At 66.4% G+C, this 25,097-nt stretch carries 20 protein-coding genes; all 20 read right to left on the bottom strand.

Annotation, left to right across the window (positions count from 1 at the left end; genetic code table 11):
- Positions 1-89: 89 nt before the first annotated feature.
- A complete protein-coding gene (locus tag SD72_RS17130; protein ID WP_084767247.1) occupies positions 90-1,076 on the bottom strand; it encodes a nucleoside hydrolase in 987 nt (328 codons plus the stop codon).
- Positions 1,077-1,177: 101 nt separating this feature from the next.
- Positions 1,178-1,855 carry a substrate-binding domain-containing protein gene (locus SD72_RS14230; RefSeq protein WP_052492726.1) on the bottom strand — a complete coding sequence of 226 codons (678 nt, stop codon included), beginning with the start codon at positions 1,853-1,855 and terminating at the stop codon, positions 1,178-1,180.
- Complete coding sequence (gene otnK / locus SD72_RS18050) at positions 1,852-3,720, bottom strand: 3-oxo-tetronate kinase (RefSeq protein WP_052492727.1); 1,869 nt, start codon at positions 3,718-3,720, stop codon at positions 1,852-1,854. The genes SD72_RS14230 and otnK overlap by 4 nt, the downstream gene beginning before the upstream one ends.
- Positions 3,717-4,385, bottom strand: coding sequence for a hypothetical protein (locus SD72_RS14240; RefSeq protein ID WP_042545132.1), 669 nt, complete (start codon positions 4,383-4,385; stop codon positions 3,717-3,719). The genes otnK and SD72_RS14240 overlap by 4 nt, the downstream gene beginning before the upstream one ends.
- A complete protein-coding gene (locus SD72_RS14245; RefSeq protein ID WP_042545133.1) occupies positions 4,382-5,188 on the bottom strand; it encodes a hydroxypyruvate isomerase family protein in 807 nt (268 codons plus the stop codon). Before SD72_RS14245 ends, SD72_RS14240 begins: the two co-directional genes overlap by 4 nt.
- Positions 5,185-6,177 carry a phosphoglycerate dehydrogenase gene (locus SD72_RS14250; RefSeq protein ID WP_232299798.1) on the bottom strand — a complete coding sequence of 331 codons (993 nt, stop codon included), beginning with the start codon at positions 6,175-6,177 and terminating at the stop codon, positions 5,185-5,187. Before SD72_RS14250 ends, SD72_RS14245 begins: the two co-directional genes overlap by 4 nt.
- The gene (locus SD72_RS14255) at positions 6,174-6,959 is read right to left on the bottom strand and encodes an NAD-dependent epimerase/dehydratase family protein (protein WP_042545134.1); all 786 of its coding nucleotides are present in this window, start codon (positions 6,957-6,959) and stop codon (positions 6,174-6,176) included. Before SD72_RS14255 ends, SD72_RS14250 begins: the two co-directional genes overlap by 4 nt.
- Positions 6,960-6,984: 25 nt before the next feature.
- Positions 6,985-7,794 carry an MBL fold metallo-hydrolase gene (locus SD72_RS14260; protein ID WP_042545153.1) on the bottom strand — a complete coding sequence of 270 codons (810 nt, stop codon included), beginning with the start codon at positions 7,792-7,794 and terminating at the stop codon, positions 6,985-6,987.
- Between the two features lie 76 nt (positions 7,795-7,870).
- Positions 7,871-8,536, bottom strand: coding sequence for a GntR family transcriptional regulator (locus SD72_RS14265; RefSeq protein ID WP_232299799.1), 666 nt, complete (start codon positions 8,534-8,536; stop codon positions 7,871-7,873).
- Between the two features lie 289 nt (positions 8,537-8,825).
- Complete coding sequence (locus tag SD72_RS14270; protein WP_198141989.1) at positions 8,826-9,833, bottom strand: iron-siderophore ABC transporter substrate-binding protein; 1,008 nt, start codon at positions 9,831-9,833, stop codon at positions 8,826-8,828.
- A gap of 177 nt (positions 9,834-10,010) precedes the next feature.
- Positions 10,011-10,841 (bottom strand): helix-turn-helix domain-containing protein, encoded by an 831-nt coding sequence (locus SD72_RS14275; RefSeq protein WP_042545137.1) that lies wholly within the window; start codon positions 10,839-10,841, stop codon positions 10,011-10,013.
- Positions 10,842-11,069: 228 nt separating this feature from the next.
- Positions 11,070-12,602: an LPXTG cell wall anchor domain-containing protein gene (locus SD72_RS14280; protein ID WP_198141990.1), complete on the bottom strand. Its 1,533-nt coding sequence runs from the start codon at positions 12,600-12,602 to the stop codon at positions 11,070-11,072.
- Positions 12,599-14,965: an RCC1 domain-containing protein gene (locus SD72_RS17140; RefSeq protein ID WP_157000609.1), complete on the bottom strand. Its 2,367-nt coding sequence runs from the start codon at positions 14,963-14,965 to the stop codon at positions 12,599-12,601. Before SD72_RS17140 ends, SD72_RS14280 begins: the two co-directional genes overlap by 4 nt.
- Before the next feature lie 476 nt (positions 14,966-15,441).
- Entirely contained in the window at positions 15,442-16,107 is a 666-nt protein-coding gene (locus tag SD72_RS14290) for a TetR/AcrR family transcriptional regulator (RefSeq protein ID WP_042545139.1), read from the bottom strand.
- Between the two features lie 14 nt (positions 16,108-16,121).
- Positions 16,122-18,308: a YhgE/Pip domain-containing protein gene (locus SD72_RS14295; protein ID WP_042545140.1), complete on the bottom strand. Its 2,187-nt coding sequence runs from the start codon at positions 18,306-18,308 to the stop codon at positions 16,122-16,124.
- The gene (locus tag SD72_RS14300; protein ID WP_084767248.1) at positions 18,305-21,133 is read right to left on the bottom strand and encodes a YhgE/Pip domain-containing protein; all 2,829 of its coding nucleotides are present in this window, start codon (positions 21,131-21,133) and stop codon (positions 18,305-18,307) included. The genes SD72_RS14295 and SD72_RS14300 overlap by 4 nt, the downstream gene beginning before the upstream one ends.
- 193 nt (positions 21,134-21,326) lie before the next feature.
- Positions 21,327-22,322, bottom strand: coding sequence for a FecCD family ABC transporter permease (locus SD72_RS14305; RefSeq protein WP_042545141.1), 996 nt, complete (start codon positions 22,320-22,322; stop codon positions 21,327-21,329).
- Complete coding sequence (locus SD72_RS14310) at positions 22,319-23,410, bottom strand: FecCD family ABC transporter permease (protein WP_232299800.1); 1,092 nt, start codon at positions 23,408-23,410, stop codon at positions 22,319-22,321. The genes SD72_RS14305 and SD72_RS14310 overlap by 4 nt, the downstream gene beginning before the upstream one ends.
- Positions 23,407-24,432: an ABC transporter substrate-binding protein gene (locus SD72_RS14315; RefSeq protein WP_042545142.1), complete on the bottom strand. Its 1,026-nt coding sequence runs from the start codon at positions 24,430-24,432 to the stop codon at positions 23,407-23,409. The genes SD72_RS14310 and SD72_RS14315 overlap by 4 nt, the downstream gene beginning before the upstream one ends.
- Positions 24,433-24,460: 28 nt before the next feature.
- Entirely contained in the window at positions 24,461-25,060 is a 600-nt protein-coding gene (locus tag SD72_RS14320) for a TetR/AcrR family transcriptional regulator (RefSeq protein WP_042545143.1), read from the bottom strand.
- Positions 25,061-25,097 lie beyond the last annotated feature (37 nt).

Consider the following 25,097-nt stretch of genomic DNA (forward strand, 5'->3'; position numbering starts at 1 on the left):
GTCGCTGGAACACAAGGGTGGGTTTCGTCGAGCAGCCGCTGCTCTCCGCCACGGTCGAGCGGGAGCGCGCAGTCGGCGGCGCCGCCGGCCTAGCGCCAGGGTAGGGGGCGCCTGAGCGTCTCTCCGATCATGTCGAGGACCCCGTCGAAGTTCATATCCACGACAACGGTGTGCAACGGCCGATGTTCGTCGCGCGCCGGGTGCACTCCGGCGAGGTAGCGGTCCCCCGTCTCTGGATCCTCGAACGTCTGCAGCGGGCGCTGCACCGATGCGGTCACCAGGTCGGGGCGCAAGAGCGCGGCGACCGCCATGCTGTCGTTGATTCCCATCACCCGTTCGTCACCGGGCTGCGGGTACGAACGGGTGTAAAAGCCGGCGTAGTCCGCACTGATTTTCGTGATGAGTGCTGCGGGCTCGTGACCGGTAGTTTGCGCGATCTCAAGGAAGAAGTCCTCAGGAACGAGTGCCTGGCGTGTGACGTACGGCCCGCACCAGGTGACGTTCCCCACGCTGCCAGCAACCGCTTCGGCAGCATCAATATCGAAGGTGACGTTGGGGTCACGTGACACCCTGAAGCGTCGGTCGGCCCACGGCGCCGTGTCACGGTAAAGCGCCGGCCCAAGGGTGCCAACAATGGTGGTGCTGCGCAGCTTCTCGAGCAGCGCAGGCTCGATCTCGAGTGCCCGCGCGAGGTTGGTCTGTGGGCCAATCGCCAGGTAGTCGATCTCCCCCTCGTGCGCCGCCACCAATTCGAGCAGCACTGCAACTCCGTCGGGCTCAGCTGCCACCGAGGTCTGGGGCCGCAAGCCGGTGTTCCCGAATCCGTCCTCGCCGTGAATGCCGGGGTTCAGGCGCAGTTCCTGCCGAATCGGGACATCGCTGCCACGGTAGACCGGCACGTCGGTGCGGCCACAGGTATCGAGGACGTAGCGCGCGTTGTCGGCGGCGCGCTCCCCCGTACAGTTGCCAAACACGCTGATAACCGCGAGGATCTCCACCTCGGGATCAGCCGCAAGCAGCATAAGTGCCAACGCGTCGTCGACGCCGGTGTCGGTGTCCACCACCACTTTTCTCATCGTCCCACTCTTCCGTGTTCGTGACCGCTTCGGTGTCCTTCAGCGGCCTGTTTGAGGGTGGCTAGACTCCGTGCCACCCCGCGTTCATCCTGTTGTGCGCGTTACGGCGCGCTCAGCCCGACCCCAGCGAATGCATCCTGCGCATTGGCCTCGGTGAGCATCGCCGCGAAGGCGGTTGCCGCGGCCGGAGCATGCACTCTCGCGCCGATCGCGAACCGGCCGTAGGACTGGAGCTCATGCGGAATCGGATTGACCACGTGGGGCCCAAAGACCGAACGCAGCTCGCTGATTTGCTGGATCGCGATGTCCGCCCTGCCGTCGACGACGGCCTCGGCTGTCAGCCCCCCGCCGAGCCGCACCGCGCGTTCATCGACGCGTTCCAGCAGACCGCGATCCTGCAGCACTCGCATGAAGTGCAGGCCGCTGGCGCCCGAGAGTGTGTAGGCGACGGCGCGAGCAGCGCAGAGGTAGTCCAAGAAGTCCTCTGCGGTGCCCGTCGGTGGTTGCGCCGTTTCTGGGAGGCAGGCGAAGCCGATCGCTGACACTGCAATGTCTCTGACAAGCTCAGGGTCGAGCACACCCGCAGCGGCGAGCTCCGCCACCGAAGATGAGACGCCGAGCAGGAGATCCGGTCGTTCTCCCGCTGCGATCCGTTCGAGGAGCACAGTGGTCGGCTCAAATGTCGCCTCAACATGCTCGCCCGTTGCGGCCTCAAATGCGGGGATCACCGTCTCGATGAGCGGCTGGCGGACGACGAGCCCGCTGTAGAGCGTGATCATGTTGTTGGCCTTTCTGGCGGTGGGCTGGTCGTGAGCGCTGCAAGCTGCTCATCCGTGAGCGGCGCAGTTCTCATGCCAGCGGTGAGCAGGAAGATCTGTGCGGTGTGTTCGAGCTCTTCGAGCGCGTCCAACGCCGCACCGAGGCTGCTCCCGGCAACCACTGGCCCGTGGTTGCGCAGCAGCAGCGCGTGCCCGCGTGCTGCTGCCCGCTCGACCGCGGACGTCGCCGCTGGATCGCCCGGGGCGAAATACGGCAGCAATTGGAGTTGCCCCACCCGCATTCCGAAGTACGCGGTCAGCGGGGGCAGCGGCTCTGACTGGTCGAGGTCCGCGAGGCACGATAGCGCCGCTGCGTGCACTGAGTGTGTGTGCACGATCGCTTCTGCCGACGGGCGAGAGCGCAGCACTGCGACGTGCAGAAACGCTTCCTTGGTTGGCCGCGGGCCATCAATGTGGCGTCCGTGAGCATCGAGCACGGACAGGTTGTCCCCGTCGATCTCGTCAAGGCCGACCCCGGTCGGCGTCACGAGAATGTGCTCGCCGTCTCGTGCGGCGAGGTTTCCGGTCCGCCCATGGGTGAGGCCTCGCCTGTGGATCGAGTGCGCAGTGCGCGCGATCTCTTCCCGCACCGCGCTCACAGCGCCTCCCCCCAGCCGCGCGACGTCAACGAAGAAGTCTGTGTCCCCGAAGTTGCCCGACTTCAACACGAGATATACGTCGTTCGCTGCGTCATGGATCCACGGCGCACCGACTGCTGCCTCAGCGCCAACGACGGCTGTTGCTGCGCCGAGCTCGCGAATCACGGCACCCGAGGTCTCGCCTCCAGCGACGAGCATTCGTTGCACGCCGCGCGCTGCCATGCCACGGGCGAGTATCCCTGCGACGTCTTCGTAGAGCTCTCCGGCTTCTGGCATGTTTGGGTCACGATCCTCCGCAGCGCTTGAGGAGTACACGAGCGTGGATTCGTCGCTCGGCAGTTCCGACCACCACGCGAGCGCTGCCTCGGCGAGCGCCGCAGCAGTGTCTCCTGGCTGCGCGACGATACGGTACGAGCTTCCGCCAGCCTCGACAAACGCCGAGATCTGTTCAAGCGTTCGCTTGGAGCAGCTGCCGGCGATAATTGCCGTCCGCCCTGGTGGCGCAACGACGATGGTGTGCCCTGACGCCGGCTCACGCTCCGCAAGCGAAGCGATCAGTCCAGCTGACCCGGCGGCGAGGAGCGCGCCCTCAATGGATTCGGCAATGACCCCAAGGTCATCGGCCAACACGGCATCTGCGATGACGTGCCGGGCGCCGCGCCGGCTGGCAGATGCAATCGCGTCACGAACGTTGGCCGGCCCTGAGCGCACGACCTCGAGGGGCAGCACGTCGACCTCGCCGGCGACCTGGGGAGCGAGTAGCCGAACAAGCGAAGCATCACGCATCGGGGTGATCGGGTGCTGGGCCATGTGCGTCTCGTTGAGCGGGACTCCGTCAACGAAGAGTTCCCCTCCCGCGACCGTGCGGCCGTGAATGGGCGCAGCGGGTGTGGTGACGACTACCCCAACCCCCAGCGCGTCAGCGAGCGCCTCGACTACGGGCCCAATGTTGCCTGCCGGGGTCGAGTCGAACGTCGAGCAGTACTTGAAATAGAAGCGGTTCGCCCCTGCGGCCTGCAGCCCGCGGAGGGCTCTGAGGCTCTCTGCGACCGCGTCGGGCGCCGGGATGGAGCGCGTTTTCAGCCCGACAACGATCGCATCAGATGCTGCGGCCGCGTCCTCCGGCACGTCCGCGGTCAGCGCGAGCACCGTCCGCAGCCCTGCTCGGCTGAGCGCAGCAGCAACGTCGGTTGCTCCGGTGACATCGTCTGCAATGACCCCGATCACCGCGCTTCCCCCGAAATCACGTCGCGGAGGCGCCGCGCCGCGACGCTTGGGCCGTCGAGCACCGGAACGGCTACGGTTGCTCGCAGGTGCTCCGCCGCGGGTGCAAGCGAGTACTGGGCAAGGACAACAACGTCGTAGGGCGTTGCGACTGCCGCAATGGCGTCGGACAACACTGCGGCGAGGCCCTCGGGAGATAACGGTGTCGCGGCCGCGCCGACGACGAGCGGGTGGATCGTTGTCGCCACCGCCGCGTCGTCGAACGCCGCGGTGAGCCGTGCTGTGCTGTCTGCCGCGGCGGCTTCGAGCGAGGCAACGAGGAGCACCCTCGACGGCGAAAGGGCCACAGTGGCAGCAAACAGTGGCCCGTCGGCGGAGAGCACGGTCACCCCGTCTGCGACCAGGTCGCGAGCGTCGGCCCTGCTGCCGTACTGCGAGCAGGTGAGCAAGACGCCGTTGGCGCCGCCGGCAAGCGCCGTCTCGATGAGGCTGTCCATGCGGGCAGCAAGCTGCCCAGAAACACTGCCTGGCTGCTGCATATCTGCGAGCAGCCGATCGTCGAGCAGGTTCCACACGTCACTGCCGGGGAGCGCCGCGTGTACGGCCTCAGCCGCTGGAGCGATCGCCAGCGGTGTTGCGCTGACAAGCGCAATCTTGATCTCGGTCATCGGGTGATCCTCTCAATCCAGGTGAGCCCTGCAGCTGTGTCACCGACGGGTGCGTACTCGCAGCCAACCCAGCCCGCGTAACCGGCCGCGGCAATGCGCGAAAGCACCCGCTCGTATGCGATTTCGCCGGTGCCAGGCTCGCCCCGGCCGGGATTGTCAGCGATTTGGACGTGGGCAACGAGCGGCGCGATCCGCTCGAAGCGTTCGATCACATTCCCGCGATCGACCTGCGCGTGGTAGACGTCGAAGAGCACGCCAACAGTCTCCGGGTCGACCGCCGTCGCGACGGCAGCTGCGGTTTCCATCGAGGCTAGGCCGTAGCCGGGCTGGTCGCGCTTGTTGATGGCTTCAAGCACGATACGCACCCCTGCTGCCCGCGCACGCTGCGCTGCCCACCCAATGTTCGTGACGTAGGTGGCAAATGCGAGGTCTTCGTCTGCGCCCGCCGGACGCACCCCCGCCATGACGTGCACGGTCGGGGCGCCGAGTACTGCGGCGTAGTGCAGCGCCCGTTCGACCCCCTCACGGAACTCGGCCTCGGCTCCTGGAACATAGGCAGCACCCATCACGGTCTGCGATCCTGCCTCGCCGCCAGGCGTGTTGATCAGCGCCTGCACCAGACCAGCGGAATCGAGAAGACCGCGAACGTGCTCGGGGGCATATTCGTAGCACGACGCGAACTCGACGCCGGTGAAGCCGGCCGCCGCCGCCGCATCAAACCGGGCTTCGAACGGGAGCTCGGTGAACATCCATTTGAGGTTCGCCGCGAGCGGCAGCGATCCACCACCAGTGTGGATAATCATGCCGCTGCGCCCTGGAATTCCGGGTTCACGACGTACTCGGCCTGAGCGCCACCCAATACGGCGATGACATTCGCGGCGGCCATGCGACCCGATTCGCCTCGCGCCTCACGGGTAGCTCCAGCGACGTGCGTCGTTGCGAGAATCCCCGGTGTGTGCAGGAGTGGGCTGGCAGCGGGAAGCGGTTCCTCAGCGAAGACGTCGAGCGCTGCGCCACCGATCACACCGCCGCGTACGGCCTCCACCAGCGCGGCTTCATCGACGATGCCGCCACGGGAGGTGTTCACGAGCACGGCGTCTCGCTTCATGAGCTGCAGGCGATCCGCGTCAAGGAGGTTGCGGGTGGAGTCGTCGAGGAACAGGTGCAACGTCACGAAGTCAGCCGTTGCAAGCACTTCGTCGAGCTCTGCGCGTCGCACCCCGTTGGCCGTTGCGAACGCCTCATCGAAGTACGGGTCGTACGCAACCACGCTCATTCCGAATCCCTTCGCGATCTGGGCGACCGCCTTCCCAATCGAACCGAGGCCGAGAATGCCAAGTGTCGATCCACGAAGCTCTCTGCCAGTGAGCTGTTGCCAGCTCCCCGCCGCGAGATTCGCGATGTTCTCAGGCACTCGCCTGGCAACGCCCAGCATGAGCGCGAAGACGTGCTCCGCTACGGCCTGGCGGTTTGCACCAGCCGTGATGCACACCGGCACGCCGAGCGCCGTGGCCGCCGCGACGTCGACGCTGTCGTAGCCGACGCCGGTACGGACGATGAGCTGCAGCGCATTCGCGTGTGTGAGGTCTTCGCCGGTGAGCGGCTGGGTGCCGGCGATGACCGCACGCGCGCCAGCCAAGAGCGTTTGACGTTCCGCAACGGGCCGATCCGCGAGGTCGGGAACGTGCCTGGTCGTGTAGCCCGCGTCTCGCAGCATGAGGTCGACCTCGTCGCCCGCGCTGAGAAACGCTGTCGTGATCAGAACATCAACGGATTCGGCGATGGTGTTCACCAGATCCCTCCTTCGTACGCTGAGGCAGTGAATGCCCCGCCGTGATATTTCGGCGCAGGGACGTCGTGGTCGACGGCTGCGGTGTGGTCTGCTGCGTTGTCTTGCGGGGCGTAACCAATCGCCGCCCAGCCGGCCTCGCCGTCCCACCAGGTGTCGGTGTTTGCCGAGCAGCCGTACACCACCTGGCACCCAACTGGGCCATTCTCGATTGCGCAGCGCGTGAGCTCGATCCCGTCACGCCAGCTCAGCCACAGCGCGAGCTGGCGCACGTCCTCTGGAGCGGGGCGGAACGTTCCGATACGCAACAGCACGGACTCGACACCCCACTTGTCGTAGTAGAGACTCGCGAGCGCTTCGCCAAACGCCTTCGACACCCCGTAAAAGGTGTCGGGCCGGATAGCTGCGGACTCGTCAAGCCGCGCGCTTGCTGGGTGAAAACCGATGATGTGGTTCGAGCTCGCGAAAACGACGCGGCGCACACCGGCCCTTCTCGCGGCCTCGTACACATGGTAGGTGCCGTCGATATTTGCGTCGCGGATCCGTTCAAACGAGGCCTCGTCTGCGACCGCGCCGAGGTGCACGATCACATCGACGCCCTGAGCGGCTGAGGTGAGCGCGTCGAGCTCCGAGAGGTCGCCAATAACGACCTCCTCGCCGGGGAACAACGGCTCGGTGGGCGCGCTACGCACATACAGCACAACCCGCTCGTAGCGGCCGGCGAGCCCTTCCCTGATCACACGGCCCATCCGGCCTGTGCCCCCGGTGTAGAGAACAGTAGTCATCTTTGTCCCTTCGTCATCCACCGGTTCAACCGATGGATCGGTCTGTCTCGTCGCCTTGCGCGTCGGCGAAGAACCCGATCTGGGCCCGCTGCTCACGCAAGCGCAGCACCTGTCCGCCATCCATTGCGAGGCCGACATCGTGCCCAGGCAACAGCACTCCCCCGGTGTCGGTAAGGAGCGAGCGTAGCCGGTCGATCGACCGCACGCTTTGGTCCTCGTCCATCGTCGAATCGACGCGGGATGTCGCAAGCTCGTGGATGTTCTTCACGGCGTCCCCAGCGAACACGAGCGATCCGGCTGTGCCGGCGTTGCCGGTGTTGTCGGTAGTGCTTGTAGCGTGCTCCGCGAAGAACGCGAGGTGGTGCGGGGTATGCCCCGGACTCGCAATCGTGTGAATGCCCGGCAGTATCTCGTCTCCGGCGCTCACGCGCTCGACTCCGTCGGTACGCCGAAGGAGTTCCTGCACGTGCAGATCAGGGATGAACTTCGTACCTGCTGGCTGATCCGCCGCCCACGCGAGCTCTCGCTCCCCAACCCAGGTCGTTGCGTTCTCGAACATGGTGAAGTTCGCCACGTGGTCCCAGTGCATATGCGTCAGCAGGACGTCGGTAACGTCGCTTGGGGCGAGGCCGAGCCGCGCGAGTCCATCGTGGATCAGTGGGATATACGCCGGCTGTCCAGCGTCGACGAGGACGCGCCTGGTGCCGTCGTCAAGAAGCCAGAGGCTGCTCCAGCCGAAGGCTCCGTGCGAGGCAGTTTTTCCGGGAAAACCCTCCACCAGCGGGTGCGCTGAGTACCCTCGAGGCGCTCCCCCGATGCCGTTTGGCGTCTGCATCACCACACCACCTTCGCAATAGTATTCGCTATACTATCTTTAGATACGCGGTGTTGTCCAGCTTCGAACCTCCGTGCTACCGGCCGAACAACCTATCGGTCGCGCCCTCGACGTGCAGACGCATCGCCTCGGCAGCAGCAGTTCCGTCGCCAGCTGCAATGGCCTCGAAAATCGCCTCGTGTTCGGGCGCAGCATGGCGAGCACCCGTCCGACCGAGTTTCGAGAACAGCCGGAAGCGCTGAATCTGGCCGCTGAGGGCACCGTACGCAAGCTCAAGGAAACGGTTCCCCGACTGCGCAGCGATGAGCGTGTGGAAGCGATCGTCCGAACGCCAGTACATGTCGAAACCCTCGGTCTCCATGTCGGCAGCATCGGCTGAGCGTTCAAACTCGACGACACTCTCCCGCAGCTTCGCCAAGAACTCTGGCGTCGCCCGCAGTGCGGCGTCGTGCGCGAGCCGCGGCTCCAGCACCAGCCGTGCCTCGAGGAGCTGCTCAACATCAGATCTCGTCATCATCGGGGCGACACGGTAGCCCCGCAACGCCACGCGTTCGACGAGTCCAGTGTGCTCGAGACGCGCAAGGGCCTCGCGCAGCGGAGTCTGGCTCACATCGAGCTCGCGCGACAGCGCGCCAATGTTGAGACTCTCACCCGCACCACGCTCACCCGACATGAACTGATGCAGCAGCACGGCGTACATTTGGTCCGCGATCGGCTGCTTTGCCGTATTCCGTTCCGTCACACCACTCTCCCGTGTTTCATGTGGCAGTAAAGCCTCAGTGAGAATCAGCTTACAGGCCGCAGCAGCGCCACACGGAGAGCGACACCGCCTGACGACCCTCCCTCGATCCCGGTAGACGGGCAGCCACGCGTCGGCGGTGCCGCCTGCGAAGCAGGCCGCACCGCCGACGCGCGCATATCCGAGCCGAGGAATACGCGCGGGAGCGCCCCCTCCGACACGGCATACGTGCGCCAGACACTCTCGTGCAAGTGAACAGCGATCCGACCCAGGAGCGTCGAGCAGCTCGCCGCTAGCGCGCTACGAGCTCCGCGAGCTGCGGCACCACGGTCTCAAGCGCCCAGGGGATATTCAGTGCCGTCGGTGAAGACGTCGCCCAGACGAGCGAGGGATCCGTCAACACGAGGCCCTTTCCATCGGCCACGGGTCGCCACAGACTCACCAGCGGGTTCCCCAGCGTTCGCTTCTTGTCCTCCTCGCTTGCGGCCCACGCCAAGAAGACGTCTGCGTCGTCGAAGTCACCGAGCAGTTCGAGGCTTGCGCTGTCGCTCGAGCCGAGGGCGCTGCGCTCTGCGAAGTCAATGACGGACGGCGGAGTGGTGAAGCCGAGCGCTTCGACGAACTCGACGCGGGGGTCGGAGGGGAAGTACAGCGTGAGCTCGCTCGTTCCATCAGTGAGCCCCATGCCATAGGCAAGGTTGACGCCGGCGAACTCAGGGTGATCCGCTGCGTAATCCTCAAACATCGCCTCAGTTGAATCGAGGAGCTCGGCAGCCTCGTCAGAGCGGCCGAGCGCTTTGCCCACCGTGCTGGTGAGGTCCTGCCAGCTCGAGGCCCAGGGCTCTTCGCTGTATGCCACCGTCGGAGCGATGTCCGACAGCCGCTTGTATTCCGCATCCGAAATCCCCGAGTAGGGCGCGAGAATGACATCGGGCGAGAGCGTAAGAATCTGCTCAAAATCAACCTCTCCGCTCGGGAGCGTTTGAGGCAGGGGTTCGCCAAGCGCTTCGACGGCGTCGCGGAACCACGGCAGATACCCGTTGTCGTCCGCTCCCCAGGTGTATTCGGGCACGGCAATAGGAACGACCCCAAGAGCCACAGCGGCGTCTTCGGCAGCCCAGCCAAGCGTCACCACGCGTTGCGGAGCCTCGTCGATCGTCGCCTCTCCGAGCGCGTGAGTAATCGTCACTGGGAAGGACCCGTCTGCGTCGCTCTCAGCGTGAGCGCCGGCATCGCCACCCGGGTTGTTGCCTGTCGCGCCGGCGCAGCCGGTCACAAGGATGGCCGTCGCGAGAAGCATGGCGGATATGGAAGCGGGGGTTTTCAGGCGCATCGGTGGACTTTCTCATTAGGGACCCTCACCCAGTCACGAAGTAAGGCTTACCTAACTAACATACGATGATGTCGGAACGCGCGGCAGACAACTATTTTCGCGGTACGGACAACCCCGCGGACATGAAGCCAGGCGAGGCCTCGCCTACGCCGACAGAACGGGATGGAATTCGCGCGGCGACTTCCCGACCACGCGCTGGAACGCGCTGCTGAACGCCGGCACGGTTGCGTATCCGACACGTCTCGCGACCTCCCCAACGGGGAGGCCCCGGTCGAGCAGGTGGACCGCTAGATCCATCCGAGCGCACGTGCGCCACTGGCTGAAGGTCATCCCCGTACTATCCCGAAACGCTCGGGCAAGGGTGCGGCTGCTCACCGACAGGCGCACAGCCCAGTGTTCGATGGTCTGATCGTCGGCAGGATCGGCGACAAGAGCCCGGCAAATCTCCACAATGCGTGCATCGTGAGGCACTGGCAACTGGACCACCGACCCAGGCTCGTCAGAGATGAGCGAGAGACAGACGCGTTGAGCCTGTACCCGTTGCTCACGCGGCATGCCGGCGTCAGCCAGGTATAGCAGGAGCTCGCGAACTGCGACAAGCATCGTCACCAATTTCACCTCGGTACCACGCCAAGGCACGGCCTCTGGGGCAATGTGCAGCGCAACCATGTCCCCGTCGCGGTCACTGACGGAGTGCGGCTCGCCAGCGGGCACCCAGACTCCCTGACCGAGCGACACCGACTGCTCCATTCCGTTGACCTCGACCGAGCCAGACCCGCGCTCCGGCCAAAACACCACGTGCTCGGGGTGCGCATGCGGCTTCGCTGTGCACGAGTTCTGCTCGTCCTCGTAGGCGTATTTGAGGAAGCGGGCGCGGAGCAGGTACCCCTCGGGCACGGTCGCCCCGGTTACGGGCAGCGCCGCGGAGGCCAGGTGCCTCGACGGACCCTCACGTGCGGGCAGCTGTCGCCCCATGTTCCACCGCCTCGGCCGCGCGTCACTAGATCAGATGTATCAAGGATAGCCGCGTCGGCCACTCCTCAAACGACATCACTGTAGCGAGATGGCCCCGTGTTAGGCGCAAAAGCTATGGCATCTTGCTGAGTCCATATGTTGTGAGCGGGCGGGGACAACGCGTCGCGACCGGGGCGGTCAGGCTGTCGCCCCGTGCGGGCGACCATTTCAGGCATCCCCTGGATCACCTCACCCGAGCGGGGCGACCTGCTCAGAGTTGCCCCTCCGATAGCGCACGACGCCCAACCACCCTGCGACGCCGAGGAACACCGCGCCGAGCGTCACGAGCGCGACGCCCGCAGCGGAACCGGTCAGCGGGAGGTCTGGCAGGTCTGAGGCGTCAGAGCCCACCTGCGAATAGTGCACGACCTCGTGAGCCCCCTCCGCGTTGACAAGCAGCAGCACCGGCGCGTCTATCCCGCCCTTGTACCCCGGTGGAATCGACACCTGATAGAAGCAGTAGTAGGCCTGTCCGAGGGTCCGGTTAAAGACTTTGCCATCGGCGTCGGCCACGACGTTCTTCTTGGACCACAGCGACGAACCAGTGGGCGCGTCGGGGCAGTACGGGCTCAGCTTGTCGAAGAGGTAGACATCGAAGACAACCCCGGAAAGCGGTCGCTCCTCAGTCGCTCCGACGTCGGTCACCATCGTGAGTAGGTGGGCGTAGTTCCAGAAATATTCGATGTTCGGGTTTTCCACCCTGCCGCTCACTGCTTCCCGGATCCGCTCACCGTTCACGCTGACCTCGGCGGAGGCCGCGGTCGAACCGCTCGTCTCCGGGGAGAGCGTCGCCTCCAGTTGGAGCACCCCTGTCGGGTGCTCCGCAAGCACGTCGAGGCCGCGCCGCGTGAGCTCGATCTCGAGCGAACTGCCGGCAGCGTCCTCGCCGCGCCGCTCGACGAAGTCAGGCTCGGCGAGCTGCGTGAGGGTGCCGTCCGCTCGGACAAGCACGAGCGAGGTCCCTACGAGCTTGACGCCCCGAGCAAGGCGCTCGGCGATCCGCAGGTCGCCGCCGGCACCCTCCCCAAGCCCACTCACTGGCACTGTCACCGTCTGGCGAATCTCGTCGCCAAAGACTTCCGAGCTGACGCCAGGCCCGGCCTCCGCAGCGGCTGCGGGTGCCGCCTTCGGAAAGAGCTCGATCGCGCCAGACGAGCGCTCCCCCCGCGTTGCGGCGGCCGTCCGCGGCGGCACGACAACCACGGCTGGCAGCGTGGCGAACGCATCGCCGCCTTGCGCCTCTCCGTCAGGCGTGAAGCGAGGCGTACTCTCGTAGACGACGTAGGTGCCCGGGTGGAGCGTGAACAGCGTGCTCGCGGTCCCGCTGTCGGTGAACTGCTCCGAGCCGCAGGAGAGGGCGACGCGATCGGTGCCGCGTGTGACGACGGGGAGGCCCCCGCTGTCGAGTGCGACACGGATCCCTGTCTCCCCCGCCATCGCACCCGTTGACTCCTGAACCTCACACGCGGTGAATCCGGCGACCTCGAAGCCGCCCGAACCGCCGCTGTCCGCGCCGCCGAGCTCTGGGAGGTGCACGACCACCTCCCCGCCGCGGTCGGCCTGCGACCCCGCAGCTGAAAACGGAGGCCACTCCGCAGCGATCAACGCCTGCCCAGGCCCGATCGGGACGGGGAGGAACACCGTGATCGCAGCGACGAGCACGGTGACCGTGCCTCGCCGCGGGGTGGCCCTCCGCGCTCCGAGCGTGTGCCGGCCGCTCATCGGCGCACCCATACCTTCCGCTGCCCCGCGCGTGCTCCGAGCACCCCGAGCCCGAGAACAAGCAGTCCCGCTCCGCCCGCGACCCAGCTCCAGGCAACTGAAGCCCCCGTCTGCGGCAGTTGAATGGGCTCCCCCGGCGATGTCGAGAGCACCCGAAATACCTCGTGCCGGCCCTGCGCTACCGTGATCGTTTCCACCGCGTTTTCGCCGGCGCCGACGCCTTCCCAGCAGAAACGGGGTGCCTGTTCGGGGCTGTTCGCGTGCCGCGCGCACTCGGTCTCACCCGTGCGAAGTCGCTCGATCCCCCGCACGGCGCTGCCTGACGGCGCGCGAGCGCTCAGAGCGTAGCTGCCAGGACGCGCCGCGACAGTGGTGGCATCACCGGCTAGCGCGACCGTTCGTGCCACGCTCTCCGGTCCGGCCCCGGAACCGGGTTCACGCTCCGCTTCCAGTGTCAAGAGCCAGTCGCCAGAGGGAGCAACGGTCGCCCCGTCGCCGTGCTTCGTGACAAACGAGACGTGTGCGGCCTGGTTCGTGATCTCGCACGACAGTGGGGCATTCACCGACTCCGCGGCGTCCTCCGCGATCAGGATCGTTCCGGCCACTGGATCAAACACTGTGGCAGGGAGCGCACCGCCTGCGGCATCTACGCAGCTGATTTCTCCCTTGCGCGCGTAGTTGTCGGTTGAAGCGGCCGCATCCGCAAGGCCAGCGGAGCCGCCGTTGCCGCGCTCGCCGACGGTGTACACGGTGCCGGTGTCGAGGGTCACCGCTTCGTCACCGCTGATTACAGCTGTCGCCCCCGATTCCGTCGTGACCGTTACGTCCCACGCCTCAGCGGAGACCTCGCCGAGTCCCGGTGCGCCGTGCTCGACGGGGGCGACGATCTTCGTTCCGCCGATCGTGAGGGATGCCGGGGCGACGTAGGTGTAGCCGCCGGGATAGCTCACCGGTGCGCGTTGGATCCCGAACTGCTCCCAGGCGACAACGGCGTCGACGGTGCCCGCGGCGTGCGCCGGGGTGACTACCTGCCAGGCGTTGTTGCCGCGCTCCGCGAGCGCGGTGCCAGGGTCGCCGTCGAATGTCACTCCTGTGACCGTGACGCCCATCGCAACGGGGGAAGGCTCGAGCACGAAGAGCGACGCCGGCCCAGCAGTCCCGTCCCCCACCTGACCGGAGACGTTCATGCCCCAGCCGAAGGCCGCGCCGCGCTCGGTCAGCGCCGCAGAATGAAACGTGCCCGCCGCGAGCTCGGCGACTTGCACCCCTGCCGGCAGGCGCACGGCGATGGGGATGGCCGAGTCGCTCTGCGAACCGTCGCCGAGCTGCCCCTCCATGTTTCGTCCCCAGGCCAGAGCCTCCCCCTCGGTCGTCAGCGCGAGCGTGTGGTAGCCGCCCGCTCCAGCGCGGTCAGTGTCCGGGTCGGAGCGCGTCCCTCCGGGGACGACGGTGACGAATTCGACCCCTTCGGGGGCCGCAACGCGTGTCGGTACCGGGAGGTACCCCTCGGCAGAACCGGTTCCGAGCTGTCCGTGGTTGTTTGCTCCCCAGGAGAACAGGCCGCCGTCGCTCGCGACCGCAACCGAGTAGTGGCCGCCTGCGTGCAGCTCAGTGAATGTGGCACCATCGGGCATGCGGACCGCTGTTGGAGCGAGCGAGCCATCGGTCGTGCCGTTGCCGAGCTGGCCGTGCATGTTGTCACCCCATGCGTAGGCGATCCCCTCGGCGGTGAGCGCGAGTGAGTGATAGCTTCCGGCGCTCAGGTGGGCGAATGTCACACCCTCCGGGCTGTGCGCCCTAACGGGCGTAAGCCGCCGTGTGCCGAACCCGGTGCCGCCGTCGCCGAGCTGACTACTGTCATCCTTTCCCCAGCCGTAGACCCCACCATCATCGCCGAGCGCGAGCACGTGGTACTCCCCCGCGACGACGCTCGTCGCTGCGACGCCAGCTGGCAGTTCGACCCGCACGGGAACAGCGGATCCCTCGCGGGTGCCGTTGCCGAGCTGCCCCTCGGTGTTCGCGCCCCAGGCGAAGACCGAGCCGTTCGACGCCAACGCGACGGAGAACTCGCCCCCGGCGTCCAGCTGGGTGAGCGTCACGCCAGCAGGGAGCGCGACGCGAACCGGAACCCGCGATCCTCCCGCTTTGCCCGTGCCGAGCTGCCCGCTTCCGTTGCTACCCCACGCGTATGCCTGGCCGTCTGAACCGAGCGCGAGCGTGTGCAGCGTGCCGAGCCATAGCCCTGAGAAGGTGACGCCGTTCGGCGCGGGGAAGGCGACCTCGGTTCCGCCGGCGACCGGGCCAGAGTCCGGTGTCAGCGCGGCAGGATCCGCCGCTGCTGCTCCCGGGACGGGTGCCGGCATTCCGAGCAGGAGGGCCGCCACAAGAGCGCTCAGGGCTGTTCGAGTCAGGGCTGTTCTCGTCGGCTTCGTCCGTGTCAGCGTCGTTCGTGCTCGCACCCAGTCTGCTCCCGTCACCGTTCGATCCGCTCGCCGAGCCCTTCAACTCTGCTGGCTCCTGTGAACAGTGTCTCCGGGGCGGCGGGAGCGAATCCCGAAAAGCGCGGGAGTTATGTGGCGGCGAGGGCCCTTTCAGTAGTCGGCGCGGCGATCCGCGGCCGCTCAAGGAGCGTTCCTCAGTGTTTCCTGGCGGTACTGAGCCCGGAGGTGCGGAGCCGCGCGGTCGCGGTGCTCCGCTGTCGCGGTGCTCCGCTGTCGCGGGGTTGCGCTGTCGCGGGGTTGCGGCATCGCAGCCGCCGCAACTCGCGGATCACCGAAAGCGGCCCCTCGCTTCACCCCTCGAGGGCGATGCGCGGGGCCTCTTCGCGTCGCGCGTGCCGTCAGTCTTTGCGGGGCGTGCCGCCCTCGACGAGCTCGGGGTGCGCTTCGAAGAGCTCGGCCTGTTCGCGCCAGGACAGACCGACGATACTGAGGACGACCTTAATCCCTGTCGCGGCAGAATCGCCCGACGTGATCCGGTCGTCGCGCAGCGCGGCACGCGCGGCCCCTTCAACGAGCAGCGCGAGGACCTCCTCGGTCATATCGGCCCGGAAGGCACCCGACGCGATACCCCGCCTGGTGAGCGTCGCGAGGCTCGCCCTGAGTGGCTCGAGGGCGAGCGCGGTCTCCGCGCTGTAGCGCTCGCTCATCGCAATATTCTCCGACGCCCGCACGGCCGCGGCGGCTCGCCACAGCCCCTTCGCCAGCTGCGCGAGTGCGAGTCGCGGGTCGTCGCTCACGGCGCTTCCCGCGATCTCGCTGAACTGCCTCGCCCCCTCGTCGATGACCTCGCGGAGCAGACCGTCGCGGTCGGGAAAATGGCCGTAGAGCGCCCGTCTGGAGAGGCCCGCTGCCTGCGCGATGCTGTCAAGCGAAGCGTTGGGGTGCTCGGCGAAGGCAGCCTGCGCGGCCTCGAGCAGGGTCTCACGGTTCTTCGTCGCGTCTCGGCGACGGCCCTCGGGCACGAGGCCCACCGCGACGGGATCGTTCACTGGCTCTGCAGACATGGGTATCGACTACCTCACATGAGTTTCGTAGATTCGAGGGCTTCCATGAGCCCACGGTTGAACGGGATCATTGGTCGCCTAAGCACGAGGCCGAGCAGAAGCGCTGGCAGCACGAAGAGCAGGAGCATCCCAAGCGCGATCCAGAAATCCCCACCGTAGATTCCCGCGACCGCTGCCCGCAACGCTTCGATTGCGTAGGTTGCCGGCAGGAACGGGCTAATGTTCTGGAACCAGACCGGGAGCAGCTCGAGCGGGTACGCGCCCCCCGATCCCGAAATTTGGATCACGAGCAGCAGCACCGCAAGCGCTTTGCCAGCGTTTCCGAACGCGACAACAAACGTGTAGACAATGATCGTGAAGACGAGCGAGATCACCCAGCCAGCGAGGATCAGCAGAATTGGGTGCGCCGGTTCGATCTGAACGAACAGCACGAGCCCGAGCGTCAGCAGAGTGCTCTGCGCGAGGCCGACGAGCGCGAAAATACCGTAGCGTCCCAGGTACTTCTGCGTCGGCGTGAGCTCCGGCCGGTCAGGAAGCGTAGCCTGATTGACGTCTACACGGATCGTCACGGTCATGAGCAGCGCGCCCACCCACAGCGCGAGCACGCTGTAGAGCGGCGCCATTCCGGCACCGAATCCGACAATCGGAAATACCGCGATCCGGTCAACCTTAATCGGTTCGGCGAGCGATGTTGCCAGCACTCCAGGGCCCGCACCGATGATTTCGGAGAGGGCGCTGAGATCACCCGTGTCGGCCGCCTTGGCAAGCGCCCGCTCCAGCTCACCGAATTTGTCCGCGGTCTTATTCAGCGACTCAGAGAGCTTGTGTGTCGCATCGCTTGCGTTGCTCAGTACGGATCGCACCGACCCTGCTGCGCCGGACAACGACGCTGAGGATCCCGCAAGGTCATCGCGGATGCCAGCGATGTCGGAACTGATCACGCCAAGGGTTGCCCCCAGTTGATCGAGTTGCGGCTTCAGCCCATTGCTGTATGCCGCTTTCGCATCGCTCACCGCGGCCTTCGCCTCAGCGACGGCGTCGGCGATGCCCTGATGGGAGTCTTGCGCAGATGCGTTCCCCGCCTGAATATCCTTCGCGGCTTGCTGCATCCGGTCGCGCACGACTTCCTGTCGCGCGATCGAGTCGTCGATGCTCGCGAGCAACTTCGTGAACGCAGCCTGCCCCGACTCAGGGATGCCACTAGCGACATCGTCGATGAGCGTCGTTTTGAGCGCGGTCATCTGGTCGATCTGCAGTTGGACGGTGTTGGCGAGGGCATTGAGTCCCGCGACCTGATCGCCTGACGCCTTGCCCGCTTGCGCATACAGCTCGTCGATACGCGTTCCCACGACGTCGTAGCTCCCAGCAGTCGCGTTAAGAGCGTCTACGAGCGACTGTGTCGCGCCCTGGAGCGCTGACTTCAGGTCTCCAACTGCCGCCGCGCCGCTGCCGACCGCGCTCGAGGCGTCGCTGAACGAGTCGCCGGCCGCTGAGACGAGCGATTCTGCACTGTCAACGAGCGGGATACTTGCGTCCACCAGTGCTGTCAGGGAGTCGGCCGTTCCCGCGCTTGAGCGGATCTGCGTTGCGATGTTGCCGACGCGCGATTCCACGCGCGTCAATGCGGCTTGAGTGTCATCGTCTGAGAGGTAGTCGGACACCGACGATACGAGGCCGAGTGCGACCTCGCTCAGCGTCACCGTGAAGGCCTCGCTGATCTGTGAAGATACGCCTTCCGCGCCCTGTTCAGTGATCTTCGGCGCGAGGGCGTTCTTCTTCTCATTGGTGTAGAACTTGAGGCTTGTTCTGTCCGAGCCGTCGGCGTAAAACGTCATCATGTCTGCGCTAAACGAAGGGGGAAGCACGATTGCGGCGTAGTAATCGCCGGAACGAGTTCCGTCGATAGCGTCCTCTTCTGAAGTGATTATCCAGTCGAGGCTGTCGTTCGCGCGAAGCTCCGAGAGCACTTGCTCACCCACGTTGATGCGGATCGGCATGAGATCACTCTGAAACCCCTTGTCGGCGCTTGCGACTGCGACCTTCAGGTTCTTGGTATTCGCGAAGGGATCCCAGCTCGCAATCACGTTGAACCAGGTGAACAGCGAGGGGATGATGACGAGACCAACTAGCACGATCGACGCCATAACGTTGCGGGTCGCGTGACGAATGTCTCGGCGGAACAGGCTCAGGATGTTGTTCATGCGCGCGACCCCCCTTCGGTCGTGTCCGGCAGTTCGGGCATTTCGGTCGTATCCGCGGTATCGGCTGTATCGGCTTTGTCGGCTGTGTCGGAGGCGTCTCGGGTTCCGATGTCGGGTCCCGCCGAGGGCGCCTCGCCAAACCACTCGACCATCAGGTCGTCAATCGAGTCTGCCGACTGCTCCGTGGCCGCCGCCTCACGTTCCTCGAGTAGCTGCGCAGTGCCATCAGCTGCAGGGCTCGCGCCGGCGGCACTTGCGTGGGCGCGTGCCGAGACGGGAGGAGTCTGCAGACCCGCACGTTCCGTGAACACCGCGTCCCGCAGCTCGGCATCGTCGAGCGCAGCAACCTCTCGCGCCTGAATGAAGCTCTGCTTGATGTATTCGATGACGACGAGGAAGCCCATGATCACCAGGCACCAGAGCACCCAGACCCCAAGGAGTGGGGCTTTGCCGCCGGGCAGTGCCCAAGCGATGACTCCAATCACGACCACCCCGACAACACCGACGATGAGCGTGCCCCGGAGCAGCGCTGGGTAGTGCTGGGTGAACGGTCGCGCTCGCCGGTCGAGGTCTGCGCGGTACTCACCCCGGTTCTGGAGCGCGCGGATGACGTCGCTCAGGCGGTAACCCGAACCAACAACCTGCACCTTTTCACCGATGAGCAGGTCCGTAGACGCGATCTGCCTGTTGAAGAGCAGGTTGAAGTTCGCCAGCCTCCTGCGCAGCACAAGACCGAGCAAGAATGACAGCACCATCATGAGCGCGAGCACCCCGACAAAACGCCAGTAGTGGGCGCCGTAGAAGCCGGCTATCGTCTCACGCATCGCATCGATTCCGTACGAGAACGGGAGCAGCGGGTAGATCGCACGGAAGAAGCCCGGCATAAGCTCGATGGGGTAGAGCCCGGATGCGCCTGGGATTTGCATAATCACGAGCAGCACACAGAGCCCGCGGCCGACGTGACCGAAGGCGACAGACAGCGCATAGATGATGCTGACGTAGACGAGCGCCGTAAAGACCCCAGTCGCCACGAACGCGATTGCGCTCGCCGTTTGCACCCCGATGATGAGGTTGCCGATACACACGATCAGCGCCTGCAGTGCCGCGAGCGTCCCCAGGAGGTAGAACCGCCCAAGATAGGCATCCCGAACCGTGACGTCTTCAATTCCCTCGGTGTCAACTTCGATCTTGAAGATCACCATGAGCACAAAGGCACCGATCCAGAGCGAAAGGTTAGTGAAGAGCGCTGCCATCGCGGAGCCATACGAAGCGATCGGGAAGACGACCTGCTCGTCAACGGTCACTGGGGATGCCACAAACTCGGCGATCTGATCCGCGTCGAGACCCGTGAGGGTGCCAAGCGTCCCCCACTCCGAGGCAGCTCCGAGTGCGAGGACGTCGGCCTTCGCGGTCGCCACTCCGTCGCGTATGCCCTTGAGGTCAGCGTCGAAGCTCGCAAGCGCTGTGTCTGTCGATCCCAGCTGGGTGTCGATCCCCCCGAGCAACCCGTCCGCCTGCGCAAGCACCGTCTGCTGCGCTTCGAGAGCGGAGGCGAACGTCCCCGCGCTCGAGGAGAGCCGCGACATGGCTGCGTTGACCGCTGGCACCGTCTCGCTCATGACCTGGCGCATGCCGGCTGTCGCGTCGCGGGTGTCCTTCATCGCTTGGCTGAGCGCGCTAGAGGCGTCGGCGACTGCCTGCACCGCTCCTGCTGCGCTCGAATTCACCTTCTGCAGCTCTGCGAGCACACCCTGGTGCGCGGTGTTCTGCTTTTCCAGAGCTGCGATAGCGGTTGTGAGCCGGGCTTTGGTTTCGTCGTCAATCCCCGATTGCTCGACCAGCCCCTTCAGCTCAGCGATGGCTGCCTCGTTCGATTCAACGGCAGCCGTGATCTCTGCAATCGAGGCGTCGATGCGGACGCTTGCCTGTTTGAGCTGTTGGGTGAGCTCCGCGACCGAGACGTTGGCGGACGCCGCGGCGTCTGCCAACAGCGTCGTGCCCTTCAAATAGGCCGAGGTCGCGGCGTCGCTGAACGCGACCACCTGCTGCTGCGTTTCGGCGATGATCGACTGGGCCTCGGTGACCGCTACCTGCACATCCCCCAGTGTTGCGTTGACGCCGGCGACGGTGCCACGCGATGACACAAGGGATTCGCGTGAAGATCCGAGCCCGTCGCGGAGCTTGTCGATGCTCTTCCGCGCGGAATCTAACGTCTTTGTCGTCTCGTCAAACGCGTTGAGGGTGTCGCTGCGTGCGTTGAGGAGGCGCAACTCGACTGAGTCGCCGGCGTCCTTCACTGCCTCCGTCGCGGCATGGGCGACCTGCTCCTTGAAGGCGCTCGTGATCTGCTTATCGAGCGTGGACGCACCGACGTCGGTGATCTTCGGCGCGATCGCGCTGGCCTTCTCGTTCACGTAGTACTGCAGCGCTGGCTGAGTAAAAGTGCCCGTCGTCATACTCAGCAGGTCGCTGCTGAAATCCTCGGGGATGACAATCGCTGCGTACACGTCTCCACGCTTTACAGCGGACTTGGCTTCGTCCTCGCCCATGAACTGCCAGCCGAGCTGGTCATTGTCTTTCAACTGGTCGACGACTTGGTCGCCGATGTTCACGTCGCCCGTGAGGTCCGAGTCTGCCCCGGAGTCGAGATTGGCAACCGCGATGTTGATGTTCTCGGTGTTCGAGTATGGGTCCCAGAACGCATTGATATTGAACCAGGCGTAGAGAGCTGGCGTAATGAGTATGCCAATGACAATGACCCAGCTTTTTCGCACACGAACGAGCCGGTTCACATCCCGTTTAAATATCTGCCAACTCTTTCCCACAGAAATATCATACCCACAGGTTGCACACTCGTGTGCAACTTCAGGAAATTCACACCTGAGCGCGGCGTGCGCGTGAGGCCAGGCGGGCGCGAGTTGGTCGCGCGGCTAGCGCGGGTGGCGCAGCAAGCGCGGGCCGCTGGGTGAGGGCGGGTGGTGCGGCGAGCGCAGCGAGCGCGGTCCGAGCACGCCCCGTTCAGCGCCTCTGCAGCAGGATCGACAGCGTGAGGTACGCGCCGCCGAGCGTCACGGTCACGGCCCCGACAGGGATCTGCGTCGGCGCGAAGGCGTGCGCCGCGACCCAGTCGGCCGCACTGAGGAGCACGCCACCCGTGAGCGCTGCAGCGAAGATGGGCGCGCTCCGCGGCAGCACGGCGCGCGCGAGGTGCGGTGCCGCGAGCGCGATGAACACGATTGGGCCGGCGACGGCCGTCGTGACCGCGGTGAGCACGACCGCGCAGACGATGCACGCATTGCGCACGAGTGTCACGCGCATGCCGAGGGCCCGCGCGAGGTCGTCCCCGAGCTCGAGGATGCGCAGCTTCGGGGCGAGCGCCGCGGTGACCACCGCGGTCACCCCCAGCACGGCGAGCGCAGGACCCGCCTGCTCCCAGCCGAGGCTGTCGAGGGTGCCAGCCGCCCAGACAGCACCGACGGTCGCTGTCGCCGTGTCGGTCTTGTAGACAAGCCAAGTGTTGAACGCCCCGAGCACGGCGGCGACGGCGATCCCCGTTAGCAGGAACGCGCGCCCGCCGATCCCGGCCCGCGACGCGAGCACGAGCACGATCACCGCTGTCGCGAGCCCGCCGGCGAGCGAGGCACCGGCGAGGAGCGCGAAGCCCGGCGCGGGAACCACGGCGAGCACGATGAGCACGCCCGTGTAGGCACCGGTATTGAAGCCAACAACGTCGGGGCTGCCGAGCGGGTTTCTCGTGAGCGACTGAAAGATCGCGCCCGATGCGCCGAGCGCGGCCCCGAAGGCAACTGCGGCGAGCGCCCGCGGCAGTCGCCACGTGCGCACGACCGTCGCGGTGAAGTCGTCGCCCGTTCCCGCGAGCGCGCCCCACACCTCTCGCGCACTGAGCGCGAGGTCGCCCGTCGCGAGCGCGGCGATGAGGATGCCGCAGGCGAGCACGAGTCCGACGGCCCAGCGCCACGAGGTCACTCGTGCAACGCCCGTGGCCCGGCTCATCGCGCCCTCCTCACGAGGAGCAGGAGCACGGGCGCTCCGAGCGCGGCCGAGACGATCCCGACGGGCAGTTCCCCCGGCCACAGGACAACGCGCGCGAGCACATCGGCGAGCAGCACGAGCGCGGGCCCGACTGCCAGGCAGGCGAGCAGCACCCTGGTGGTATCGGGCCCGGTGAAGGGACGAACGAGGTGCGGCACCATGAGCCCGACGAAGCCGAGCGGGCCGGCGATTGCGGTCGCCCCGCCGACGAGGCACGCGGTCGCGAGGCCCGTTCCAGCGCGGGTCAGCAGTGGGTGCGTTCCGAGGCCCTGCGCAAGCTCGTCGCCGAGCGCGAGCGCGTTGAGTGGCCTGGCAAGCAGCAGCGCGAGTGCGACGCCCGCTGCGATGATTGGGAGGCTCTGCCTGAGTACGTCCTGGTTCGGGCTCGCGAGCGAGCCAGCTGACCAGGCGCGCATCGCGTCGAGCATGCGTGGGTTGAGCAGGGTGATGGCCGCCTGCATACCGGCGACGGTCATGCTGAACGCGACGCCAGCGAGAATGAGCCGCGAGCCGTCCCCCTTGCCGCGGAGGCCGAGCACGAGCACGATCGCCGTCACGAACCCGGCCCCGGCGACGGCGAGGGCTGCGATGCCCGTTGCCGAGCTCACTCCCCATGCGCTCATGCCGATGACCACTGCGAACGCGGCACCCGAGCTCACGCCGAGGAGGCCCGGGTCGGCGAGCGGGTTGCGGGTCATTCCCTGCATGAGGGCACCCGCCGCCGCGAGCGCGGCACCTACGACGATCGCCGCGATCGTGCGCGGCACTCTCACCTGCAGCACGAGCGTGGCGAGGTCGTCCCCCGCCTCGCCCGCGAGCAGCGTCCCGAGTTCACCGGGGGTCACCGGGCGGGAGCCGACGAGCACGCTGAGCACGGCGAGTGCGCAGAGGGCCGCGACGCACGCGGTGGCCGCTCCGAGAGTGCGCAGCCTGCCTGGCCGGGCGTCAGCGGCGGCTGGCCGGGCGCTGCCCGCGGCCGTCACGGACTCGCTCGCTGCTTGCTCAGCGTCGCCAGCGGTCGGCCGCGCCTCTCGGAGCGTTGCCGTCACTTCGCCGGAATGAGTTCGAGGCCGGGGCGCAGCTCACTGAGGAGCCAGGGCACCGATGCGACGTTCGGATCCTGCAGCGCGGTCGCTGCCTCAAGACCGACAGGCACGTAGCGCTCTGACATGATCGGCTGGGCGGACACGATGGGGTCGGTCTCGAACTTCTCCTGCAGCGCGTCCGACTGGTACGTCATGAAGAGCACCCCTGCGTCATTGAACAGCGGCGCCTGCTCGACGCTCACGTCGATGGCCCCCGGCACCGAGCCCTTGCCGCCGAGCGCGGTGACCGCGGGGAGCGACACGAGGCCGAGCCGCTGCATGAACTGCGCGGTGACGTTCGCCTCCTCGACGAGCATGACCACGACTCCGTCGCGTGCCTGCCCGTAGAGGAACGTGCCCCCGTCGAGGTTCGGGAGCTCCTTCTGCAGCTCGGCGATCGCGGTGTCGGCCTGCTCGATCAGCGCCTCAGCGCCGTCGGTCTCGCCGAGGGCCTCGCCGATCCGCAGGGCCGAGTCCTCGCCGGTCTCGCCGTAGAGCGCCTCGCTGTAGGTCACGACGGGCGCGATGTCGCTGAGCTGCTTGTAGAGCTTCTCGTCAAGCGTGAACGCCGCTGTCGCGAGAATGACATCGGGCTTTGCCGACGCGACCTGCTCGACGTTCACGCCCATCGGGTTCACCCACACGGTGCTGTCGGGGAGCGCATCAATGTAGGGAAGGTTCTTCTCGCTGCCGGATCCCGAGATACTCGTGAACGATTCCGGCGCGACGACAACGTTTGCCCCGAGTGCGGAGGCGAGCGCAACGTCCGCGTAGCCGAGGGTCGCGACCCGCTCGGGTTTTGCCGGGATCGTGACCTCGCCGTATGCGTTCTCGAGCGTGACGGGGAATCCTGCGCCCGCGTCGACAGCGGCGGGTTGTGCGGCGGCTTCGTCTTGCCCGCTGGCACAGCCGGCGAGCAGCAGGGATCCGGCCACAATCGTGGCGAGCGCGGGAAGGGCCCTGCGGTGAGCGAGGGAGAGGGACATTGTGCTTCTTTCTCTGTGTGGTGGTGGATTAGGAACCGGGGAGCGTGGCGGCGATCGCTCCGAGGATCGCGGCGGGCGTCGCAGCCGCGTCAAGCTCGGCCCAGCTTGGCGCGAGGTGCGTCACGCGCGGCAGCGGGCCGACCGACGAGGTGTCGGGGAGCACGGGGGCCGCTCCTGCCTGCCCCGCCCAGGTGATCGTTGCGGTGCCGAGGATCGCGGCGAGCATGGTCCGGTAGAACAGAAACGCGGACTCGTCCGCGAGCCCTGCCGCCTTCGCGCAGTCGAGAAAGCCCTCGGGAAAGCGCATGCCGGCGGGGCTTGCGAGCCTGCCCGTCGAGATGAGGCGGATCATCCAGGGGTGGTGCGCGAGGAAGTCGTGAAGCGCGAGCGCAAGCGCGGCGGCATCGGCGCGTGGCTCCCCCGTTCGCTCCGGGAATTCGAGTGTCTCCGAGACGCGCACGACGAGCGCGAGCAGCAGCGCGTCGCGGTCGGTGAAGTACCGGTACAGAGCCATCGGCGTGACGTTCAGGGCGGCGGCGAGCGCGCGCATCGACAGCCCAGCCTCGCCGTCCGATTCGATCATGCGCATCGCTTCGTCGACGATGCGGTCGTGGTCTAGCTTGCTCATTAAGTTCCTCAGATGTTGGTTAGGTCAGCCTTACTAT

It is taken from the genome of Leucobacter komagatae (assembly GCF_000834055.1).
In the GTDB taxonomy this organism is placed as follows: domain Bacteria; phylum Actinomycetota; class Actinomycetes; order Actinomycetales; family Microbacteriaceae; genus Leucobacter; species Leucobacter komagatae_A.

Excerpts from the sequence above, each read along its gene's own strand:
- SD72_RS14320 (WP_042545143.1), bottom strand. The coding sequence starts at position 25,060 with ATGAGCAAGCTAGACCACGACCGCATCGTCGACGAAGCGATGCGCATG.
- SD72_RS14290 (WP_042545139.1), bottom strand. The coding sequence starts at position 16,107 with ATGTCTGCAGAGCCAGTGAACGATCCCGTCGCGGTGGGCCTCGTGCCC.
- SD72_RS14280 (WP_198141990.1), bottom strand. The coding sequence starts at position 12,602 with ATGAGCGGCCGGCACACGCTCGGAGCGCGGAGGGCCACCCCGCGGCGA.
- SD72_RS17140 (WP_157000609.1), bottom strand. The coding sequence starts at position 14,965 with ATGCCGGCACCCGTCCCGGGAGCAGCAGCGGCGGATCCTGCCGCGCTG.
- SD72_RS17130 (WP_084767247.1), bottom strand. The coding sequence starts at position 1,076 with ATGAGAAAAGTGGTGGTGGACACCGACACCGGCGTCGACGACGCGTTG.
- SD72_RS14295 (WP_042545140.1), bottom strand. The coding sequence starts at position 18,308 with ATGAACAACATCCTGAGCCTGTTCCGCCGAGACATTCGTCACGCGACC.
- SD72_RS14240 (WP_042545132.1), bottom strand. The coding sequence starts at position 4,385 with ATGACCGAGATCAAGATTGCGCTTGTCAGCGCAACACCGCTGGCGATC.
- SD72_RS14270 (WP_198141989.1), bottom strand. The coding sequence starts at position 9,833 with ATGCTTCTCGCGACGGCCATCCTTGTGACCGGCTGCGCCGGCGCGACA.
- SD72_RS14275 (WP_042545137.1), bottom strand. The coding sequence starts at position 10,841 with ATGGGGCGACAGCTGCCCGCACGTGAGGGTCCGTCGAGGCACCTGGCC.
- SD72_RS14315 (WP_042545142.1), bottom strand. The coding sequence starts at position 24,432 with ATGTCCCTCTCCCTCGCTCACCGCAGGGCCCTTCCCGCGCTCGCCACG.
- SD72_RS14230 (WP_052492726.1), bottom strand. The coding sequence starts at position 1,855 with ATGATCACGCTCTACAGCGGGCTCGTCGTCCGCCAGCCGCTCATCGAG.
- SD72_RS14245 (WP_042545133.1), bottom strand. The coding sequence starts at position 5,188 with ATGATTATCCACACTGGTGGTGGATCGCTGCCGCTCGCGGCGAACCTC.
- SD72_RS14260 (WP_042545153.1), bottom strand. The coding sequence starts at position 7,794 with ATGCAGACGCCAAACGGCATCGGGGGAGCGCCTCGAGGGTACTCAGCG.
- SD72_RS14305 (WP_042545141.1), bottom strand. The coding sequence starts at position 22,322 with ATGAGCCGGGCCACGGGCGTTGCACGAGTGACCTCGTGGCGCTGGGCC.
- SD72_RS14255 (WP_042545134.1), bottom strand. The coding sequence starts at position 6,959 with ATGACTACTGTTCTCTACACCGGGGGCACAGGCCGGATGGGCCGTGTG.